The organism is Flavobacterium sp. HJJ, from assembly GCF_015351475.1.
GTDB classification, from domain to species: Bacteria; Bacteroidota; Bacteroidia; order Flavobacteriales; family Flavobacteriaceae; genus Flavobacterium; species Flavobacterium marginilacus.
The window spans coordinates 24,605-40,102 of record NZ_JADKPR010000001.1 but is presented as its reverse complement, the minus strand read 5'-3'; the positions used below and the strand labels follow the sequence as shown (position 1 = coordinate 40,102).

Below are 15,498 nucleotides of genomic sequence, written 5' to 3'. Positions count from 1 at the left end.
TGAATCATGAAAACGGCAGATAAACCAAAATTAACAATAGTAGGAGCAGGGCCTGGAGATGTAGAACTGATTACGCTAAAGGCAGTTAAAGCATTAGAAAGTGCCGATGTTGTTTTGTATGATGCATTGGTTAATGAAGAACTGCTGCAGTATGCTCCGCAGGCTGAAATTATATTTGTTGGAAAACGTTTTGGATGCCACGCTTATAGTCAGGACCAGATTAACGATTTAATTGTGTCGATGGCAAAAAGTAAAGGGCATGTTGTTCGTTTAAAAGGCGGTGATCCTTTTGTTTTTGGAAGAGGAAGCGAGGAAATTGATTTTGCCAGTCAATTTGGAATTGATACGGCAATTGTTCCCGGAATTTCATCAGCAATGGGAGTGCCTGCTTCCAATGGAATCAGCCTGACGCAAAGAAAAGTTGCTGAAAGTTTCTGGGTAATTACCGGAACAACTTCTGAACATAAATTGTCAAAAGATGTTGCTCTGGCTTCACAATCTTCGGCTACGGTTGTCATTTTGATGGGAATGAATAAACTGGATGAGATTGTCGCTTTGTACCAAAACAACAGAACCGATGATCTGCCTATTGCAATTATTCAAAACGGCACCAAAACGACTCAAAAAAAAGTAATTGGAACTGTCAGTACAATTACAGCATTAGTAAAAGAGAACGAAATCGCTTCTCCGGCGATTATCGTAATTGGTGAAGTAGTTAAAAATGCATCAAAACTAACTTCGTATATCGAAGAGGAAATGGTTTTTGATTCTTTTTGGGAAGAGGAATTTATATTGCAGAATCTTGATGAAATGATATGATTAGGATAAAGTATTTTGGTGCTCTTGCTGCGCGGACAAGACGCCGTGGTGAAAAAATTGATTTTTCGGATTTACCGTTAAGCAGATTATTGGCTGAGCTGGAAAAAAAATACCAACTCAAGCAGTTTCCTTTCAGCGTAGCAGTTAACCAAAAAATAATTCATAAATTTTCGAATCAGATTTTAAAAGACAACGATACCGTTGCTCTCCTTCCTCCTTTTATAGGAGTATAATTTAGTTTTTTTGAAGTATTCTTAAGGATTATAATTATTTAGTGTTTTTTCTATTTAAAAATTCGTATTTGCAGTATTGTTTTACAAATAAATAATATACTTTTGGTTTACTTAAGTGTCATTTATAAAAGTAAAAAAATGAAAAAAAGTATTGTAAGTATATTTGTTTTAGGTCTGTGTTTTGGTGTTCATGGGCAATCTATTGATAAGGTAATCACTTCCAATGAAGTTTCTCGTATAGAAAAAGTCTTATCTGCAGATGATATGCAGGGGAGAAGAACTTTTACTCCCGGAATTGATAAAGCATCAGCCTTTATAGAATCAGAATTCAAAAAAGCAGGACTGAAACCTTTTATGGGAGCGGCTAATTTTAGACAGGAATTTTCTATGACTGAGTCTAAAGCTGTTTCTTCCAAAATAATTATCGACGGAAAAGAAATTGACAACAACCAAGTAGTTGCTTTCTCTTATCAGCCACAGGTTTCTTTGACCGAGAAAAGCGATATCACAGTTGTCAAAATCAGTAAAGGAGATAATCTAGGAAAGAAATTCAATGAATATTACAAGAGTTCAAAGAGTTATCTGGTATTAGTTGATGCTTCTTTTAATAATGTGCTGCCAAATATTCAGCATATTGACAGAATCACTTCTGAACCTGGAACCAATACAGTTTTGTTTGTTTTTGAAGTTAATGAAGCTAACGTTTTTTCAGTTGAATTAACCAATACTATTTCCAAGAAAACATTGAATAATGTAGTTGGTATATTGCCAGGCAAAAGTAAGCCAGACGAATATGTTATTTTTTCCGGACATTATGATCATCTTGGAGTAGGTTCGCCGGAAGAAGGTGTGCCGCACCCTGCTAATGATTCTATTTATAACGGTGCCAATGATGATGCAGCGGGAAGTACAGCAGTGATTATGCTGGCTAATTATTTTAAAAAACTGAATAATAACGAACGCACTATCATTTTTACCACATTTGTTGCCGAAGAATTAGGCGGTTTTGGAGCCAAATATTTTTCAAAACAGCTTCCTGCGGACAAGGTAATTGCCATGTTCAATTTGGAAATGATTGGTACAGAATCTAAATGGGGAAAAAATTCAGCGTATATAACTGGATTCGAAAAATCAGATTTTGGAAAAATTCTGCAGAAAAATTTAGAAAAAACGACTTTTAAGTTTTATCCGGATCCGTATCCTGAGCAGCAGCTGTTTTATCGTTCCGATAATGCTACTTTGGCGAAACTAGGAGTACCTGCACATACTATTTCGACTTCAAAAATGGATAATGAGCCCTTTTATCACACTGCCGATGATGAATTTGAGACATTGGACATCGCCAATATGACCGAAATTATTAAATCTATAGCTTTAAGTTCTTCGTCCATTATCAGCGGGAAAGATACACCGTCAAGAGTTGATACTACTCAGTTAAGATAGAATTCAGAGATATAAAATATTTAAAAAGCAGCTCTATTTTGGAGCTGCTTTTGTTTATTTCATTAAAATTAATTTATTCATTCAGGAATGTAAAAGTGTAATCATTAATTTCTTTTCTCTGTTTTTTATTGGCACGATCATCCATATCATTATGAATGGTATTTGGGAGCTTAATGATTTTTATTCCAAATTTTTTCTGTTCTTCTGCAGTTGGTAAAACGCCTTCATCTGCTGTTAGGTCACTTGAGCGTAAGGAATACACTTTTGGATGATTTGTTCTTGGTAAAGCCATTCTTCGGTTATCCATAGCGATAATTTTATCAACTATATTTGGATATTTTTGAGGAAATAAAGCCGTCGTATCTGCTCCATTTGAGTGTCCAATTAGTGTAATATGTTTAAAATCTAAATTTGGATTGGACTTTTTCAATTCATTTATAACAAACATTATATTATCTGCTCCACTTTTCCAAAATGGCATTCTAACAATTTGTGGAATTCCAGTTTTAGGAATTAAACTATCCGTTGGTAACTCGTGCTGAATACTGGCAACAAAATATCCTTTTGAGGCAATAAAATTTGTTAAATAGGAATATTTTGTATTCGAATTCCCTTTGTTTTGATAGTAACCGTGGCTAAAAATTACAATTTTTTGTTTCTCAATTTTCGGGTCTGATTTTGGTTTGTAAATCATTACTGGAACTTTCCTGTCTCTGGAGGTATCAAACAAATCTATACTATCCAATACAACTTCAAATGTTTTGTTTTGAGTTGTAGCTGCTGAAGATTTTTTATTAGTAAGACAGCTTGTCAGAAGCGAACAGATTAGAATTTGGATGTAAATATTTTTGTTCATTTTCTGCTAATATTTTCTGATTTTGACACAGGAAACACTTTTCATTTTTAGTTCTCTGCCTACTTTTTTAAGTAATCCAGTTTTGGCATTTCGTTTAAAGACAAATACATTTCCGCTTATAGTATTCGTTACAATCAGAAATTTTCCGGTTTCATCAATAGCAAATACTCTGGGATGATTTCCCAAAGTAGATTGGTATCCGATCAATGTGAGTTTGCCATCATTTCCGATTGAATATATGGCGATATTATTTTTTTCGCCCCGGTTGGAAGCGTATAAAAAATGCCCGTCCGGAGAAATATGAATATCAGAACTTTCAAAATTGCCTTTGTAATCTTCGGGATGTGCTGCTATTCTTTGAATGCTGTCCAATTTTCCGTTTTCATAACGGTAAGCACTTATGTGACCTGCTATTTCTTCGATACAATAGGCAAATTTACCATTTGGATGAAAGGTAAAATGTCTAGGTCCGCTTCCTAAAGCGGTTTGGGTAAATGGATTTTCAGCAGTTACTAAAGGTTCTGTTTTATCTTCTTCAAATTTGTAGCATCTGATTTTATCTGAACCCAAGTCGGGTAAAAAGAGATAATCACAGTTAGGTGAAAAAACGGTGGAATGAATGTGCGAACGCTTTTGTCTTTCCGGGTCGATGCTTCCCTCAGAATATTGAAAGTTTTGAGCAATTGGATTTATGATTCCGTTGTCGGTAATTGGATAAACAGAAACGCTTCCTTCGGTGTAATTGCCGTTAATAAGCCATTTCCCGTTTTTATGAACCGTCATGTAAACTGGGTTTTCTCCGCCGCTGCTTTGACTGTTTATAAAAGTCAGTGTTTTATTTTCGGGGCTAAACTCAAAACTGCTCACTTTTCCTCCGTTTGGAGTTTTACTTTCTGTACAGGCAAAAACAAACTTCCCATTTGGCGACAAAGTAAGATAAGACGGGCTTACAATATCTTTTACTGCTGTGATTTTTGATAATTTTCCGCTGATAGTATCTAGCTGATATACATAAATGGCATCGGTAGTTTTATCTCTGTTAAATGAGCCGAAAAAGACATAGGTATTTTGCGAATACAGATTTATGCAGGCAAAAAATAGAATCAGAAATTGTGTTGTTTTTTTCAATGTTAAGATGTGTTTTGAGTGTGCTGAAGCAGATCGTTTTAATAAGGACAGAATACAATTGTGTTTTAATAACTGCTCGAAAATCACTTTTATTTTTTATAGATCATAGTAGGAGCCGATTGTGCTTTAGCATATATTGTTACATCGGCAATTGTTACACGATCTGGAGCATTGACAGCATAAGCAATAAAATCGGCTATATCTTCGGCTAATAACGGGTCGTAGCCTTCATATACTTTTTGGGCTCTTTCTGTGTCACCTTTGAATCGGACTTCTGAAAACTCAGTTGCAACGGCTCCTGGTGCAATATTTGTAATTTTAATCCCGTGCTGGGTTAAGTCAAGACGCATTCCTTCGCTGATGGCTTCCACCGCTTTTTTTGAGGCGCAGTACACGGCACCGTTCGCATAGGTTTGTTTTCCTGCAACTGAACTCAAATTGATAATATGGCCCTTTTTTCTTTCTACCATCTGCGGAATTATGGCTTTGGAAACATACAATAATCCTTTTACGTTTCCGTCAATCATTGCGTCCCAGTCTTCGATATCGCCATTGTCGATAGTAGAAAGTCCGTGAGCATTACCAGCACTGTTTACTAGAATGTCAATGTTTTTCCATTCATTTGGCAGAGAATTAAGCTGTAGTTCAACTTCTTTTCTATCGCGGACATCAAAGATTAAACTATGAACTTTTATGTTTTTGGGCAATGTACTTTTTAATTCTTCGAGTTTTTCGGCACGGCGTCCGCAGATGATTAAATCATATCCGTTTTCGGCCAATTTGATTGCTGTGGCTTTTCCTATTCCTGAAGTTGCGCCTGTTATTAAAGCTATTTTTGTCATTTTTTTAAATGCTGTTTTATGTAAATTGTTTTTCAAATGTCAGTCACTTTCGAAACCTTTAATTTTTGCACTAAGATAATAAAAGTGTGTGAACGAGTAGCTCAATTTAACAAACTGGCAGTTGCTTTATGCTTTTTTAGGCTGTGAAATTATATTAAGCAGACTTATTTTTTAATTTCATTTGTTATCATTTGTAAAGACGATTATTGAAGCGAATGTTGAGCAATTTCAATTTTATTAAACAGCATCCAGCACTCAATGTTTCCTGTAAATCACTTTAAATGGTCTTGATTCAGAAATATTTACACAGATTTAAAAAAAAATAATGATGAAATCTTTGATAATCTGTGTAATCAGTGGCGAAAAAAATACATGGTATTATTTGCGGACAGTCATAAAATATTAAGTGTTTTTGTTAGTTTCTCTACGTAGTTTATAAGTAATTGCTTTGTAATTATTTAATGTGCTTAAATGAGTGGACGTATGTAGTCTAAGTACGTTTTTACGTATGATTCGAGCAATAGTTATTAAAAATGATTCTATTTTAGAAAAAAATCTAAAAATAAGTATATAAATTAAGTATTTATACGTATGTTTGCGTAGTAATACTTAATTAACAGATTATGATTAATGTGATAGTAGTCGGAAACGGCATGGTAGGTTATAAATTTTGCGAGAAATTCATTTCGAAATCTGGGCAAGAGAATTATCAAATTACAGTATTTGGAGAAGAACCAAGACGCGCTTATGACAGGGTTCACCTAAGTGAATACTTTGCAGGGAAAAGCGCTGAAGACCTGTCTCTTTCAACGGGATCATGGTATAAGGAGAATAACATCATATTAAACACTTCGGAGTTAATTACAGATATCAATAGAGAACAAAAAACGATACACACACATTTAGAAAAAACATATCAGTATGATTACTTAGTTTTGGCTACTGGGTCTGCTGCATTTGTACCGCCAATTGACGGTGTGGAAAAAGAAGGGGTTTTTGTTTACAGAACCATTGAAGATCTTGATGCTATTATGGCTTACGCTAAAAAAATAAAAGCCAATGGGTCTACTGAAGCAGCGGTTCTTGGAGGTGGTTTATTAGGGCTTGAGGCAGCAAAAGCTGTTCGCGATTTAGGATTAAATCCTCATGTAGTAGAATTTGCTCCGCGATTGATGCCAAGACAATTGGATCAAGGCGCAAGTGATATGCTTCAATCTAAAATAGAAGAATTAAATATAGGTATTCATCTAAATAAAGCAACTCAATATATAGATGGAGAAGAGAGTATAAAAGGAATGATGTTTGCCAATGACGATTTGTTAAAAGTTGATATGTTGGTTATATCAGCCGGAATTAAACCCCGCGACGAACTGGGAAGAGTTTCCGGACTTGAGGTAGGCGTTAGAGGCGGTATTGTGGTAAACAATAAAATGCAGACATCAGATCCTAATATCTATGCTATAGGTGAGGCCGCTTTATACAATCAAATGATATATGGTCTTGTGGCTCCTGGGTACGAAATGGCCGATGTTGCTGCCGAACAAATCCTTAATGGGGATAAAACGATGAGAGAAACCATCGATATGTCAACTCAATTGAAACTGATTGGAGTTGAAGTTGCGAGCTTTGGTGATCCTTTTATTGAAAACGAAGATGTTACTGCAATTGTTTATGAAAACAAATTCAGCGGTATTTACAAAAGAATCAATGTTACCAAAGACGGAAAAACATTATTGGGCGGAATCCTTGTAGGAGATTCATCAGATTACAACGGTCTGTTCCAAATTTATGCCAATGCAATGACCTTGCCTGCAAACCCGGAAGATTTAATTCTTGGTTCGCGCGGTGGAGAAGGATCTACACTTGGCAGTGCATCTGACCTGCCTGATACAGCGGTTATCTGCTCTTGCGAAAACGTGACCAAAGGCGCTATCTGCTGTTCAATAACTGACGGAACTTGTGAAACTTTTTCAGATGTTGTTAAGCTTACCAAAGCTACTTCAGGTTGCGGAGGCTGTAAACCAATGGTAGCTGACTTAGTAAAAGCAGCTCAAAAATCAATAGGAAGAGAAGTAAAAGAAAGTATCTGTGAGCACTTTAGTTATACAAGACAAGAATTATTTGACCTTGTAAAAATCAATAAATACACTAATTATTACGAAGTAATTGATCATCATGGAAAAGGTGACGGATGCGAAATCTGTAAACCGGTTGTAGCTTCAATTTTCTCCAGTATTTATAATGACACTGCTAATAAGCACGTAACTACACAGGATACCAACGATAGGTATTTAGCAAACATTCAAAGAAACGGAACTTATTCTGTTGTGCCAAGAATTGCTGGTGGTGAAATCACTCCTGAAAAATTGATTGTAATTGGGGAAGTTGCCAAACAATTTGATTTATATACTAAAATAACTGGAGCACAGCGTGTCGATTTATTTGGTGCACAATTAGATGATTTGCCAAAAATCTGGAAAGTATTAATTGACAATGGTTTTGAAAGCGGACATGCTTACGGAAAATCATTAAGAGCAGTAAAAAGCTGTGTGGGTAATACGTGGTGCCGATATGGAATGGATGACAGTACAACTTTTGCCATCGAATTAGAAAACCGTTACAGAGGAATTCGTTCTCCTCATAAATTAAAAGGAGGAGTTTCTGCCTGTATCAGAGAATGCGCCGAAGCAAGAGGAAAAGATTTTGGAGTAATTGCTGTTGAAGGTGGCTGGAATCTTTACATCTGTGGTAATGGCGGGGCTAATCCAAAACACGCTGTTTTATTGGCTGAACAAATAAATAAAGAAACTGTTTTCAAATATATGGATCGTTTCCTTATGTATTATATCCGTACTGCAGGACCATTAGTCAGAACATCTACTTGGTTAGAAAAACTGGAAGGCGGTTTGGATTACCTAAAAGAAGTTATTATTCATGACCGTTTAGGTATTTGCGAAACATTGGAAACTGAGATGGAATCACTAGTTGGAACTTTCGAATGTGAGTGGAAACAAGTACTTGAAAAACCAAGATTGATGAAGCGTTTCAGTCACTTTGTGAATACGGATGAGAAAGATGATAACATTGAATACGTGCCGTTAAGAGATCAAAAAATGCCAAGACCTTGGTAGATATTAATTGCTCGATAATACAAATTTAAATATAATTATTTCACAAAGATTCACAAAGAATACAAAGAGATTCGCGAAAATTTAAAATAAAAAAACAACAGCAAAGACAACTACAAACAGAAAATTATCTTCTCGTGTCTTTGGGTTCATATTGTGAATCTTTGCGAAATAGCAACTTAATAAAAATACTTTTCCGCTCTCGGTTCTGCTAATCCTCATGGCGGGGCCGGGATCTGAAAACAAAAAACTAAATCCCATGGAAGATCTATTAAGCCAATACAAAACGGTAAACACAAGCGAAGTGAAAATTTGGTTCAAAGCTGGAAACATTAAAGATTTTCCAAGTAACAGAGGCGGATGCATCAAGTATAAAAACAAACAGATTGCCATTTTTAATTTCGAAAGAAGAAACGCTTGGTACGCCTGTCAAAATGCCTGTCCTCACAAAATGGAAATGGTTTTATCCAGAGGAATGACCGGTTCTGCTGATGATGTTCCAAAAATTGCATGTCCAATGCACAAAAAAACATTCTCATTGGTTGATGGTTCTAATTTAAATGGTGAAGACTATTCAATCGCAACTTATCCTGTGAAAGTAGAAGGTGATGAAGTATTCGTTGGGTTTTTAGAATAATGTATGTATCTTTGAATATATACACTATTCCAAAATGAAAACTATTCCCTTCTTAAACGCCAGTGCGTGGATTGATGCAGAAAACGAAGCCGATCCAAATAATGAAATATACCAAGAAATAACCTATCCGAAAGAATTATTGTATTCGGACAGAATGTATGAAAGGCTGATGGATTTTCAGCCCAATGCTTCAGAAGCAGTTCAGATAGCAGCTAAGGCACAGCACATCTGCCGCTGGAAAATGCCAAGAGAATCGTATCCGATGGACCGTGTCGGCTATTTGAAATGGAGAGAAGATTTAAAAAAATTCCATGCCAAAACGACTGCTGAAATATTGAAAAAAGCAGGATATGAAGATACTTTTATCGACCGTGTATCTTTCCTGATTGAAAAAAAACTGCTTAAAAAAGACGAAGAAACACAACTTCTTGAGGATGTTATCTGTTTAGTGTTTTTAGAATTTTATCTGGATCCTTTTGTCCAAAAACACGATACCGAAAAACTGAAAAACATCATTCTGAAAACCTGGAATAAAATGTCTGAGAAAGGACATCAGGAAGCTTTGAAAATTAGTTACACACCAGAAAATCTTCAGTTAATAAAAGATTCTTTAGGATTGTAATTGGATTGTTGTTTAAAAGAATAAGGCTGTAGATTAAAAAGATTTTCATAGATTAGTTTATTAAAAACTATAAAAATCTTTTTAATCTTTGGCAGAAAAAAAGGTACGGTCTTCATGAAAAAAAAATCCAAAGTATCATACGACAAAATGACTTTCAAAAAATTAAGGCGAATGTATATATTCGCCTTAATTACCATTGCCGTCACTGTACTTTTGAGTCAATTGCTTATCCAATATAATCTTTACAGTCAGCTCAGCGATTCCAAAATAATAAACATTTCGGGGAAGCAGAGAATGCTGAGCCAGAAACTGACTAAAGAAATCCTGATCCTTAATTTTATAACTGATTCTTTACAGGAAAAGAAACAGATAAATACCATTTCAAATACTATTTCTCAGTGGAAATTTAATCATTATTCTCTCGTAAACGGAAATAATAAGTTAGGTTTTCCAAGAGAAAAAAATCCTATTCTCAATAAGGATTTCGAGAATCTGAAACCAAATTTTGATATCATAATTAAAGCCGGCAGTACTTTTTTGGAAAACAAAAAGGAAAACAAAAATCAGCAGGAAAATCAAAAACTGGTACAAACCATACTCGAAAACGAATCGGTTTTTCTTTCGAAAATGAACCAGATTGTAACTGAATACGATAGAGAGGCTCTTGAAAAAGTAACCCTGCAGCGCAAAACCGAATATGGTATTCTAGCTTTTACATTATTGGTTTTACTGCTGGAATTTATATTTATTTTTAAACCGACCAACAAAAGTGTAGAACTGCTTATTTCTACTTTACTGTCATCGGAAAAAAAGGCGTTAAAACTGGCGCAGAACTCCGAAATCATCAGCGAAGCCAAAGAAAACTCGGTAAAAGAACTAAAATCTCTCAATTATGCGATGGAGAATACACTGCTTTACTGCAGAATTGCGACCGACGGCACCATCATTCATATTGGAGAGAAATTTTCAAAACTACTTCAGTACAATCCTTTTCTTTCAGACAAAAAATTTGGGCAGGTACTTACTCCAATTGAAAAGGAACAGCTTTTTATAGACCGCATTATACTGGAAAACCACCGCAGAGGCTGGCAGGGAGAATTAAATATCACTACCAGAAACGAACAATCGCTTTGGCTGGACTTATCGATGGTGCCTGTTACGATAAGAAAAGACGAATCGGAGCTTTTAATTATCTGTTTTGATATTACCGAACGTAAAAAAGCGGTTCAGGAAGTTGAGCGTTTGAATACGGCAAATATTGAAAATAAGCTGAATCAGCAAAAAATAATTTCAAGTAAAATTGTCGAAAATCAAGAGAATGAGCAAAATAGAATTGCTCGGGAAATTCATGATGGAATAGGACAGATGCTTACAGGGTTAAAATTCAGTCTCGAAAGTATAAATCTAGAAGATAAAGAAAAAGCGGCTGTAAAAATAGACTATCTGAAAAAACTGTCTCTTGACATCATAAAAGGAGTCCGTACGGCTACTTTCAATTTAATGCCTCCTGAATTAAGTGACCACGGAATTAATCCAGCGCTTTCAAAACTTACTGCAGAACTTTCAAAACTAACAGGAAAGAATATTTTATTTTACAACAAAACCGATTTCAACGCTCGATTGGATTCTTTAATCGAGATAAATATTTATCGATTAACCCAAGAAGCTATTAATAACGCTATAAAATACGCCGATTCAACTCATATTATCGTGCAGCTTTCACATAGTGCCACACTTTTAAGCATTACTGTTGATGATAACGGAAAAGGATTTGATATTAATGCTGTGGAGAAAAAGAGAAACAGCGAATCTGGAATGGGTATGCTTTTCATGAAAGAACGCATTCAATACATCAATGGCCGTGTTTTCTTCAATTCAATACCAAACGAAGGAACGAGGATTACTTTTAATATTCCTATTTAAATTTCAATAGCTATTTGAATTTCAATGCGATTGGTATTGCTATTAAAATTCGATATTGCAATTGTAATTGATTTTTTTAATTAAAAACTCAAAAAATACGTATCTTAGCATGCAAATTAGATGAATCTACGTAAAAACGTAAGATGATTAATAAGTATAGTATGAGTGATAAAATTCAAGTAGTCCTTGCAGATGATCATGTTTTTGTAAGAGACGGCATAAAATCTTTATTAGAAAACGAAGCCAATATTACTGTTATAGGCGAAGCGACAGATGGTCTCGAAGCACTGACGGCAATAGATGAACTAAAACCAGACTTGTTGATTCTTGATATCAGAATGCCCAATCTTACAGGGATAGAAGTTGTCGAACAATTAAGAAGCAAAAATAATTTTGTAAAAATCATAATGCTTTCTATGCATGAGTCCGAAGAATACGTATTAAAATCTATTCAAGCGGGAGCAGATGGTTACTTACTTAAAGGTTCAAGTAAAGAAGAATTTTTAAAAGCAGTTCATACTGTTTCCAACGGGGGAAAATATTTTAGCGGTGATATCTCTTCTATATTAATTGGGCAGCTTACCAATCCGTCACTTATTGCAGAGCCAAAACAATCATTGGGAGAAGATCAGGTAATTACCAAAAGAGAAAAAGAAATTTTAAAACTTTTGCTCAGCGGAAAAGGTAATAAGGAAATAGCCGAAGCATTAGATATCAGCAAAAGAACTGCCGAGGTACACCGTTTTAACCTAATGAAAAAATTAAAAGTAAAAAACCTGATGGAGCTTTCTAACAAAGCAACAGAATATTCGTTACTATAACGAAAAACTTAATTGTAAGGATTTCTAATCCTACTGTTTAACATCCATTTTAGGATAACATCCAAAACCAGATTGTTAATAAAAAAGAATTAATTGCTAAAGGAATTACCCGAATCCAGTTTGATGCTAATATGTGGGGGTGTATCTTATTTTGATAATACTCATCGGTATTATATGGGGAATAGGTACTGCAGCGATAAATATTCTAGAATGTTTCCCAGCTCAGATAGGCATTGTAGGCGGAATTGTAGGCTGTTTAGGACTTGGAGGTTTTTTTGGTTCCATCATCTTTAGTTATTTATTGGCAACAACAAGAATATGGTCTAGTTCATGGCTTTTTATTCTTATATTTTTAAGCATCTGCTTAATTTGGATGCATTACACCATCAGCAGAATCATGAATGAAAAACAGCCGGTTTTATCTAAAACAATAGACCGCAAAAATTAAAATAATAGAAAAACCAATGTTTTAAAATCTTATAAAGCTGTTAGAATCATTTCTGACAGCTTTTTTTTGCCTGATGCATAATACTTAGCTGTTTATTATTATAAAAAATTATCCCCAGAATTCCTGATAAATAAATGAACTGCTTAATTTTTTTTGTAAAAATAAGTATAAATACTTAATTGTTTTTATAAAACTGCGTTTTGGCAGGTTTCAAACTCAGTATACTACTTAGATTTGTGTAAGAAATATGTAGTATGTCAATAACAAATTCACTTTCACTTTCACACCGAATTTTATTTTTAAATGCATTAGCTTTTAGGGTGTGTTTTGCCTGCTGGATACTAAATGGAGTAATGATTACTTATTTAGTGACAGCCTGTTTAATCTGGATGCACTTGACAATGACCAAAATGATGAATGAAAAGCAGCCAGTTTTTCCAAAGAAATGGACCGAAAAAATAATGCCTATTTAGTTACTTGTGTATAGCTGCCCTGCAAAACTCTTATCTGGAGAGCAGTTTTTATTTTAAAAACCAACCAGTCTTACGAATACAAATACTGATAAAATTTTTATCTAACTCAACTATTAACTGCCAAAATCAAAAGACCATGAGAAAATCTGCCTCAAAATTAATTGCCCTTTTGGTAATAGTGTTTACTGTTACCGCTTTTAAAAGTCCAAGTTCGATCAATCCTATTTTAAAAAAGAAAACTGTACATGGACGCAAGCGTGCTGATGACGAAAATCCTCCAAAAACAAAAAAGCTGCCTGTAGAAAAAGCCATTTTAAATATTGGTTTTATTAAACTTACGGATATGGCACCTTTAGCAATTGCAAAATTCTTAGGATATTTTGAAGATGAAGGACTTACTGTAAATTTAGAAGCGCAAGCAAATTGGAAGGAAATTCTAGATAAAGTAATTGAAAATCAGCTTGACGGAGCTCAGATGCTTGCCGGACAGCCTATAGCGGCGGCAGTAGGATGCGGAAGACAGGCACAGCTGGTTACTTCTTATTCTATGGATTTAAACGGAAATGCTATTACGGTATCAAACGAGGCTTGGGCAAAAATAAAAGACAGTATCCCACAGGAATATGGAAAACCTGTTCATCCTATTCCATCGTATGCATTAAAACCAGTTTTAAATTTTTATAAAAAAACAAATAAACCTTTTACATTTGGTATTGTAGGTGCCTATTCAACACACAATTATCAGCTGCGCTACTGGCTGGCTGCAGGCGGAATAAATCCTGGATTTTATTCCAATAATAACATTCAGGGGAGTAAAGGAAACAGCGGTGCTGATGTGCAATTGAATATTACTGCGCCTCCGCAAATGCCCGAAACACTAAAAGCAGGAATCATCAACGGCTATTGTGTTGGTGAACCATGGAATCAGCAGGCAGTTGAAGAAAGTATTGGTGTTCCAATTGTTACAAGTAAGGAAATCTGGAAGAATCATCCCGAAAAAGTGTTTGTAATGACAAAAGAGTTTGTTACCAAATATCCAAATACGGCTACTGCGATTACTAAAGCATTGATTAAAGCTGGAAAATGGCTGGATAATCCTGAAAACAGAAAAGAAGCTACCCGCATTTTATCCAAATCGGCTTATGTGGACGGAAGTAAACGAGTGATTGATAATTCGATGTTAGGAACTTTTGAATTCGAAAAAGGAGACGTGCGTTTAGTGCCTGATTTTAATGTTTTCTTCAAATACAATGCGACTTATCCTTATTATTCAGACGGAATTTGGTTTATGACACAAATGAAACGATGGGGACAAATAGCTGAACCTAAAACAAATGATTGGTATATCAGCAAAATCAAAGAAGTTTATAAACCGGAAATTTGGTTTCAGGCTGCAAAATTATTACTGGAAGAAGGTTTTATTATCGAATCTGATATTCCGGTTACCGATGGATTCAAGCCGGAAACAAACGAATTCATTGATGATAAGAATTATGACGGACGAAAACCAGTAGAATATATCAACAGTTTTAAAATTGGTTTGAAAAACTAGTTTAGATTTCAGAAACAAAGAGAAAATACCGCCAAAAACAGATTTCAATCCTTAAAAAACTGATGCTTCTCATCTGATGCATCAGTTTTTTTTTAGAACTAATTTATGAAAATTGATGTTCTTTAAATATTTAATGAAATGGTTATGGTTTGCGTGAATGATGGCAGTGGAGCTCTTTTTTCATTTCAATTGCCATGGTTTTAAACCTGTGGCAATTGAAATGAAAAAAAGCGGGAACGAACAGCATGACCCGAAGTTTTTCACGAAGGGGTACGCCCAAAGGAAGATTTTGGATTAAAATTTATTATTTAGGGCTGAAGATTCTGGTTGTCAATTTACTGCTTTCTCTTTTTTGTCAAACTTGCAAAACATCAATTATTATTCTTCAGGAGTGGTCAATTCTTCTAATAATTCAAAATATTGAACCTATTTTTAGCATTCTAATTATATTGATTGCAAAGAGTGAAATAAAACTAGTTTAATACGTATTAATACGTAATTATTACTTATTTTTGTCTCTGTACAGTGTACAAATGATCCTAAGATGATTACTTTATAAATCAAAGATATACA

14 protein-coding genes are annotated in these 15,498 nt (G+C 34.8%); 11 read left to right on the top strand and 3 right to left on the bottom strand.

The features are described from left to right. Window positions 1-6 precede the first annotated feature (6 nt). From cobA to IRZ80_RS00170, 3 genes are all read left to right on the top strand, one after another. A complete protein-coding gene (gene cobA, locus IRZ80_RS00180) occupies window positions 7-819 on the top strand; it encodes a uroporphyrinogen-III C-methyltransferase (RefSeq protein ID WP_194639013.1) in 813 nt (270 codons plus the stop codon). After that, window positions 816-1,052, top strand: a complete 237-nt coding sequence (locus IRZ80_RS00175) for a MoaD/ThiS family protein (protein WP_194639012.1) — start codon at window positions 816-818, stop codon at window positions 1,050-1,052. The genes cobA and IRZ80_RS00175 overlap by 4 nt, the downstream gene beginning before the upstream one ends. A gap of 138 nt (window positions 1,053-1,190) precedes the next feature. Continuing rightward, entirely contained in the window at window positions 1,191-2,495 is a 1,305-nt protein-coding gene (locus IRZ80_RS00170) for a M28 family metallopeptidase (RefSeq protein ID WP_194639011.1), read from the top strand. A gap of 73 nt (window positions 2,496-2,568) precedes the next feature. Here IRZ80_RS00170 and IRZ80_RS00165 read toward each other — a convergent pair whose 3' ends face one another. The 3 genes from IRZ80_RS00165 to IRZ80_RS00155 form a co-directional block, all read right to left on the bottom strand. Continuing rightward, window positions 2,569-3,351 carry an alpha/beta hydrolase family protein gene (locus tag IRZ80_RS00165; protein ID WP_194639010.1) on the bottom strand — a complete coding sequence of 261 codons (783 nt, stop codon included), beginning with the start codon at window positions 3,349-3,351 and terminating at the stop codon, window positions 2,569-2,571. Between the two features lie 6 nt (window positions 3,352-3,357). Next, window positions 3,358-4,479 carry a lactonase family protein gene (locus IRZ80_RS00160; protein ID WP_194639009.1) on the bottom strand — a complete coding sequence of 374 codons (1,122 nt, stop codon included), beginning with the start codon at window positions 4,477-4,479 and terminating at the stop codon, window positions 3,358-3,360. 89 nt (window positions 4,480-4,568) lie between these two features. Continuing rightward, window positions 4,569-5,321: an SDR family NAD(P)-dependent oxidoreductase gene (locus IRZ80_RS00155; protein WP_194639007.1), complete on the bottom strand. Its 753-nt coding sequence runs from the start codon at window positions 5,319-5,321 to the stop codon at window positions 4,569-4,571. 623 nt (window positions 5,322-5,944) lie between these two features. On the opposite strand from IRZ80_RS00155, the gene nirB reads away from it, so the two are divergent. From nirB to IRZ80_RS00115, 8 genes are all read left to right on the top strand, one after another. Continuing rightward, entirely contained in the window at window positions 5,945-8,452 is a 2,508-nt protein-coding gene (gene nirB, locus IRZ80_RS00150) for a nitrite reductase large subunit NirB (protein ID WP_194639005.1), read from the top strand. Window positions 8,453-8,708: 256 nt separating this feature from the next. Further along, window positions 8,709-9,086, top strand: a complete 378-nt coding sequence (gene nirD, locus IRZ80_RS00145) for a nitrite reductase small subunit NirD (RefSeq protein ID WP_194639003.1) — start codon at window positions 8,709-8,711, stop codon at window positions 9,084-9,086. 34 nt (window positions 9,087-9,120) lie between these two features. Then, window positions 9,121-9,708, top strand: coding sequence for a DUF4202 domain-containing protein (locus tag IRZ80_RS00140; RefSeq protein ID WP_194639002.1), 588 nt, complete (start codon window positions 9,121-9,123; stop codon window positions 9,706-9,708). A 114-nt stretch (window positions 9,709-9,822) separates the two neighbouring features. Further along, on the top strand, window positions 9,823-11,631 hold the full coding sequence (locus tag IRZ80_RS00135; RefSeq protein ID WP_194639000.1) for an ATP-binding protein: 1,809 nt from the start codon (window positions 9,823-9,825) through the stop codon (window positions 11,629-11,631). A gap of 161 nt (window positions 11,632-11,792) precedes the next feature. Continuing rightward, on the top strand, window positions 11,793-12,452 hold the full coding sequence (locus IRZ80_RS00130; RefSeq protein WP_194638998.1) for a response regulator transcription factor: 660 nt from the start codon (window positions 11,793-11,795) through the stop codon (window positions 12,450-12,452). A 151-nt stretch (window positions 12,453-12,603) separates the two neighbouring features. Then, the gene (locus tag IRZ80_RS00125) at window positions 12,604-12,900 is read left to right on the top strand and encodes a hypothetical protein (RefSeq protein ID WP_194638996.1); all 297 of its coding nucleotides are present in this window, start codon (window positions 12,604-12,606) and stop codon (window positions 12,898-12,900) included. A gap of 254 nt (window positions 12,901-13,154) precedes the next feature. Further along, window positions 13,155-13,373 (top strand): hypothetical protein, encoded by a 219-nt coding sequence (locus IRZ80_RS00120; protein WP_194639651.1) that lies wholly within the window; start codon window positions 13,155-13,157, stop codon window positions 13,371-13,373. Window positions 13,374-13,509: 136 nt separating this feature from the next. Beyond that, a complete protein-coding gene (locus tag IRZ80_RS00115) occupies window positions 13,510-14,925 on the top strand; it encodes a CmpA/NrtA family ABC transporter substrate-binding protein (protein WP_194638994.1) in 1,416 nt (471 codons plus the stop codon). The last annotated feature ends 573 nt before the right edge of the window (window positions 14,926-15,498 follow it).

Excerpts from the sequence above, each read along its gene's own strand:
- cobA (WP_194639013.1), top strand. The coding sequence starts at position 7 with ATGAAAACGGCAGATAAACCAAAATTAACAATAGTAGGAGCAGGGCCT.
- IRZ80_RS00175 (WP_194639012.1), top strand. The coding sequence starts at position 816 with ATGATTAGGATAAAGTATTTTGGTGCTCTTGCTGCGCGGACAAGACGC.
- IRZ80_RS00170 (WP_194639011.1), top strand. The coding sequence starts at position 1,191 with ATGAAAAAAAGTATTGTAAGTATATTTGTTTTAGGTCTGTGTTTTGGT.
- IRZ80_RS00165 (WP_194639010.1), bottom strand. The coding sequence starts at position 3,351 with ATGAACAAAAATATTTACATCCAAATTCTAATCTGTTCGCTTCTGACA.
- IRZ80_RS00155 (WP_194639007.1), bottom strand. The coding sequence starts at position 5,321 with ATGACAAAAATAGCTTTAATAACAGGCGCAACTTCAGGAATAGGAAAA.
- nirB (WP_194639005.1), top strand. The coding sequence starts at position 5,945 with ATGATTAATGTGATAGTAGTCGGAAACGGCATGGTAGGTTATAAATTT.
- nirD (WP_194639003.1), top strand. The coding sequence starts at position 8,709 with ATGGAAGATCTATTAAGCCAATACAAAACGGTAAACACAAGCGAAGTG.
- IRZ80_RS00140 (WP_194639002.1), top strand. The coding sequence starts at position 9,121 with ATGAAAACTATTCCCTTCTTAAACGCCAGTGCGTGGATTGATGCAGAA.
- IRZ80_RS00135 (WP_194639000.1), top strand. The coding sequence starts at position 9,823 with ATGAAAAAAAAATCCAAAGTATCATACGACAAAATGACTTTCAAAAAA.
- IRZ80_RS00130 (WP_194638998.1), top strand. The coding sequence starts at position 11,793 with ATGAGTGATAAAATTCAAGTAGTCCTTGCAGATGATCATGTTTTTGTA.
- IRZ80_RS00120 (WP_194639651.1), top strand. The coding sequence starts at position 13,155 with ATGTCAATAACAAATTCACTTTCACTTTCACACCGAATTTTATTTTTA.
- IRZ80_RS00115 (WP_194638994.1), top strand. The coding sequence starts at position 13,510 with ATGAGAAAATCTGCCTCAAAATTAATTGCCCTTTTGGTAATAGTGTTT.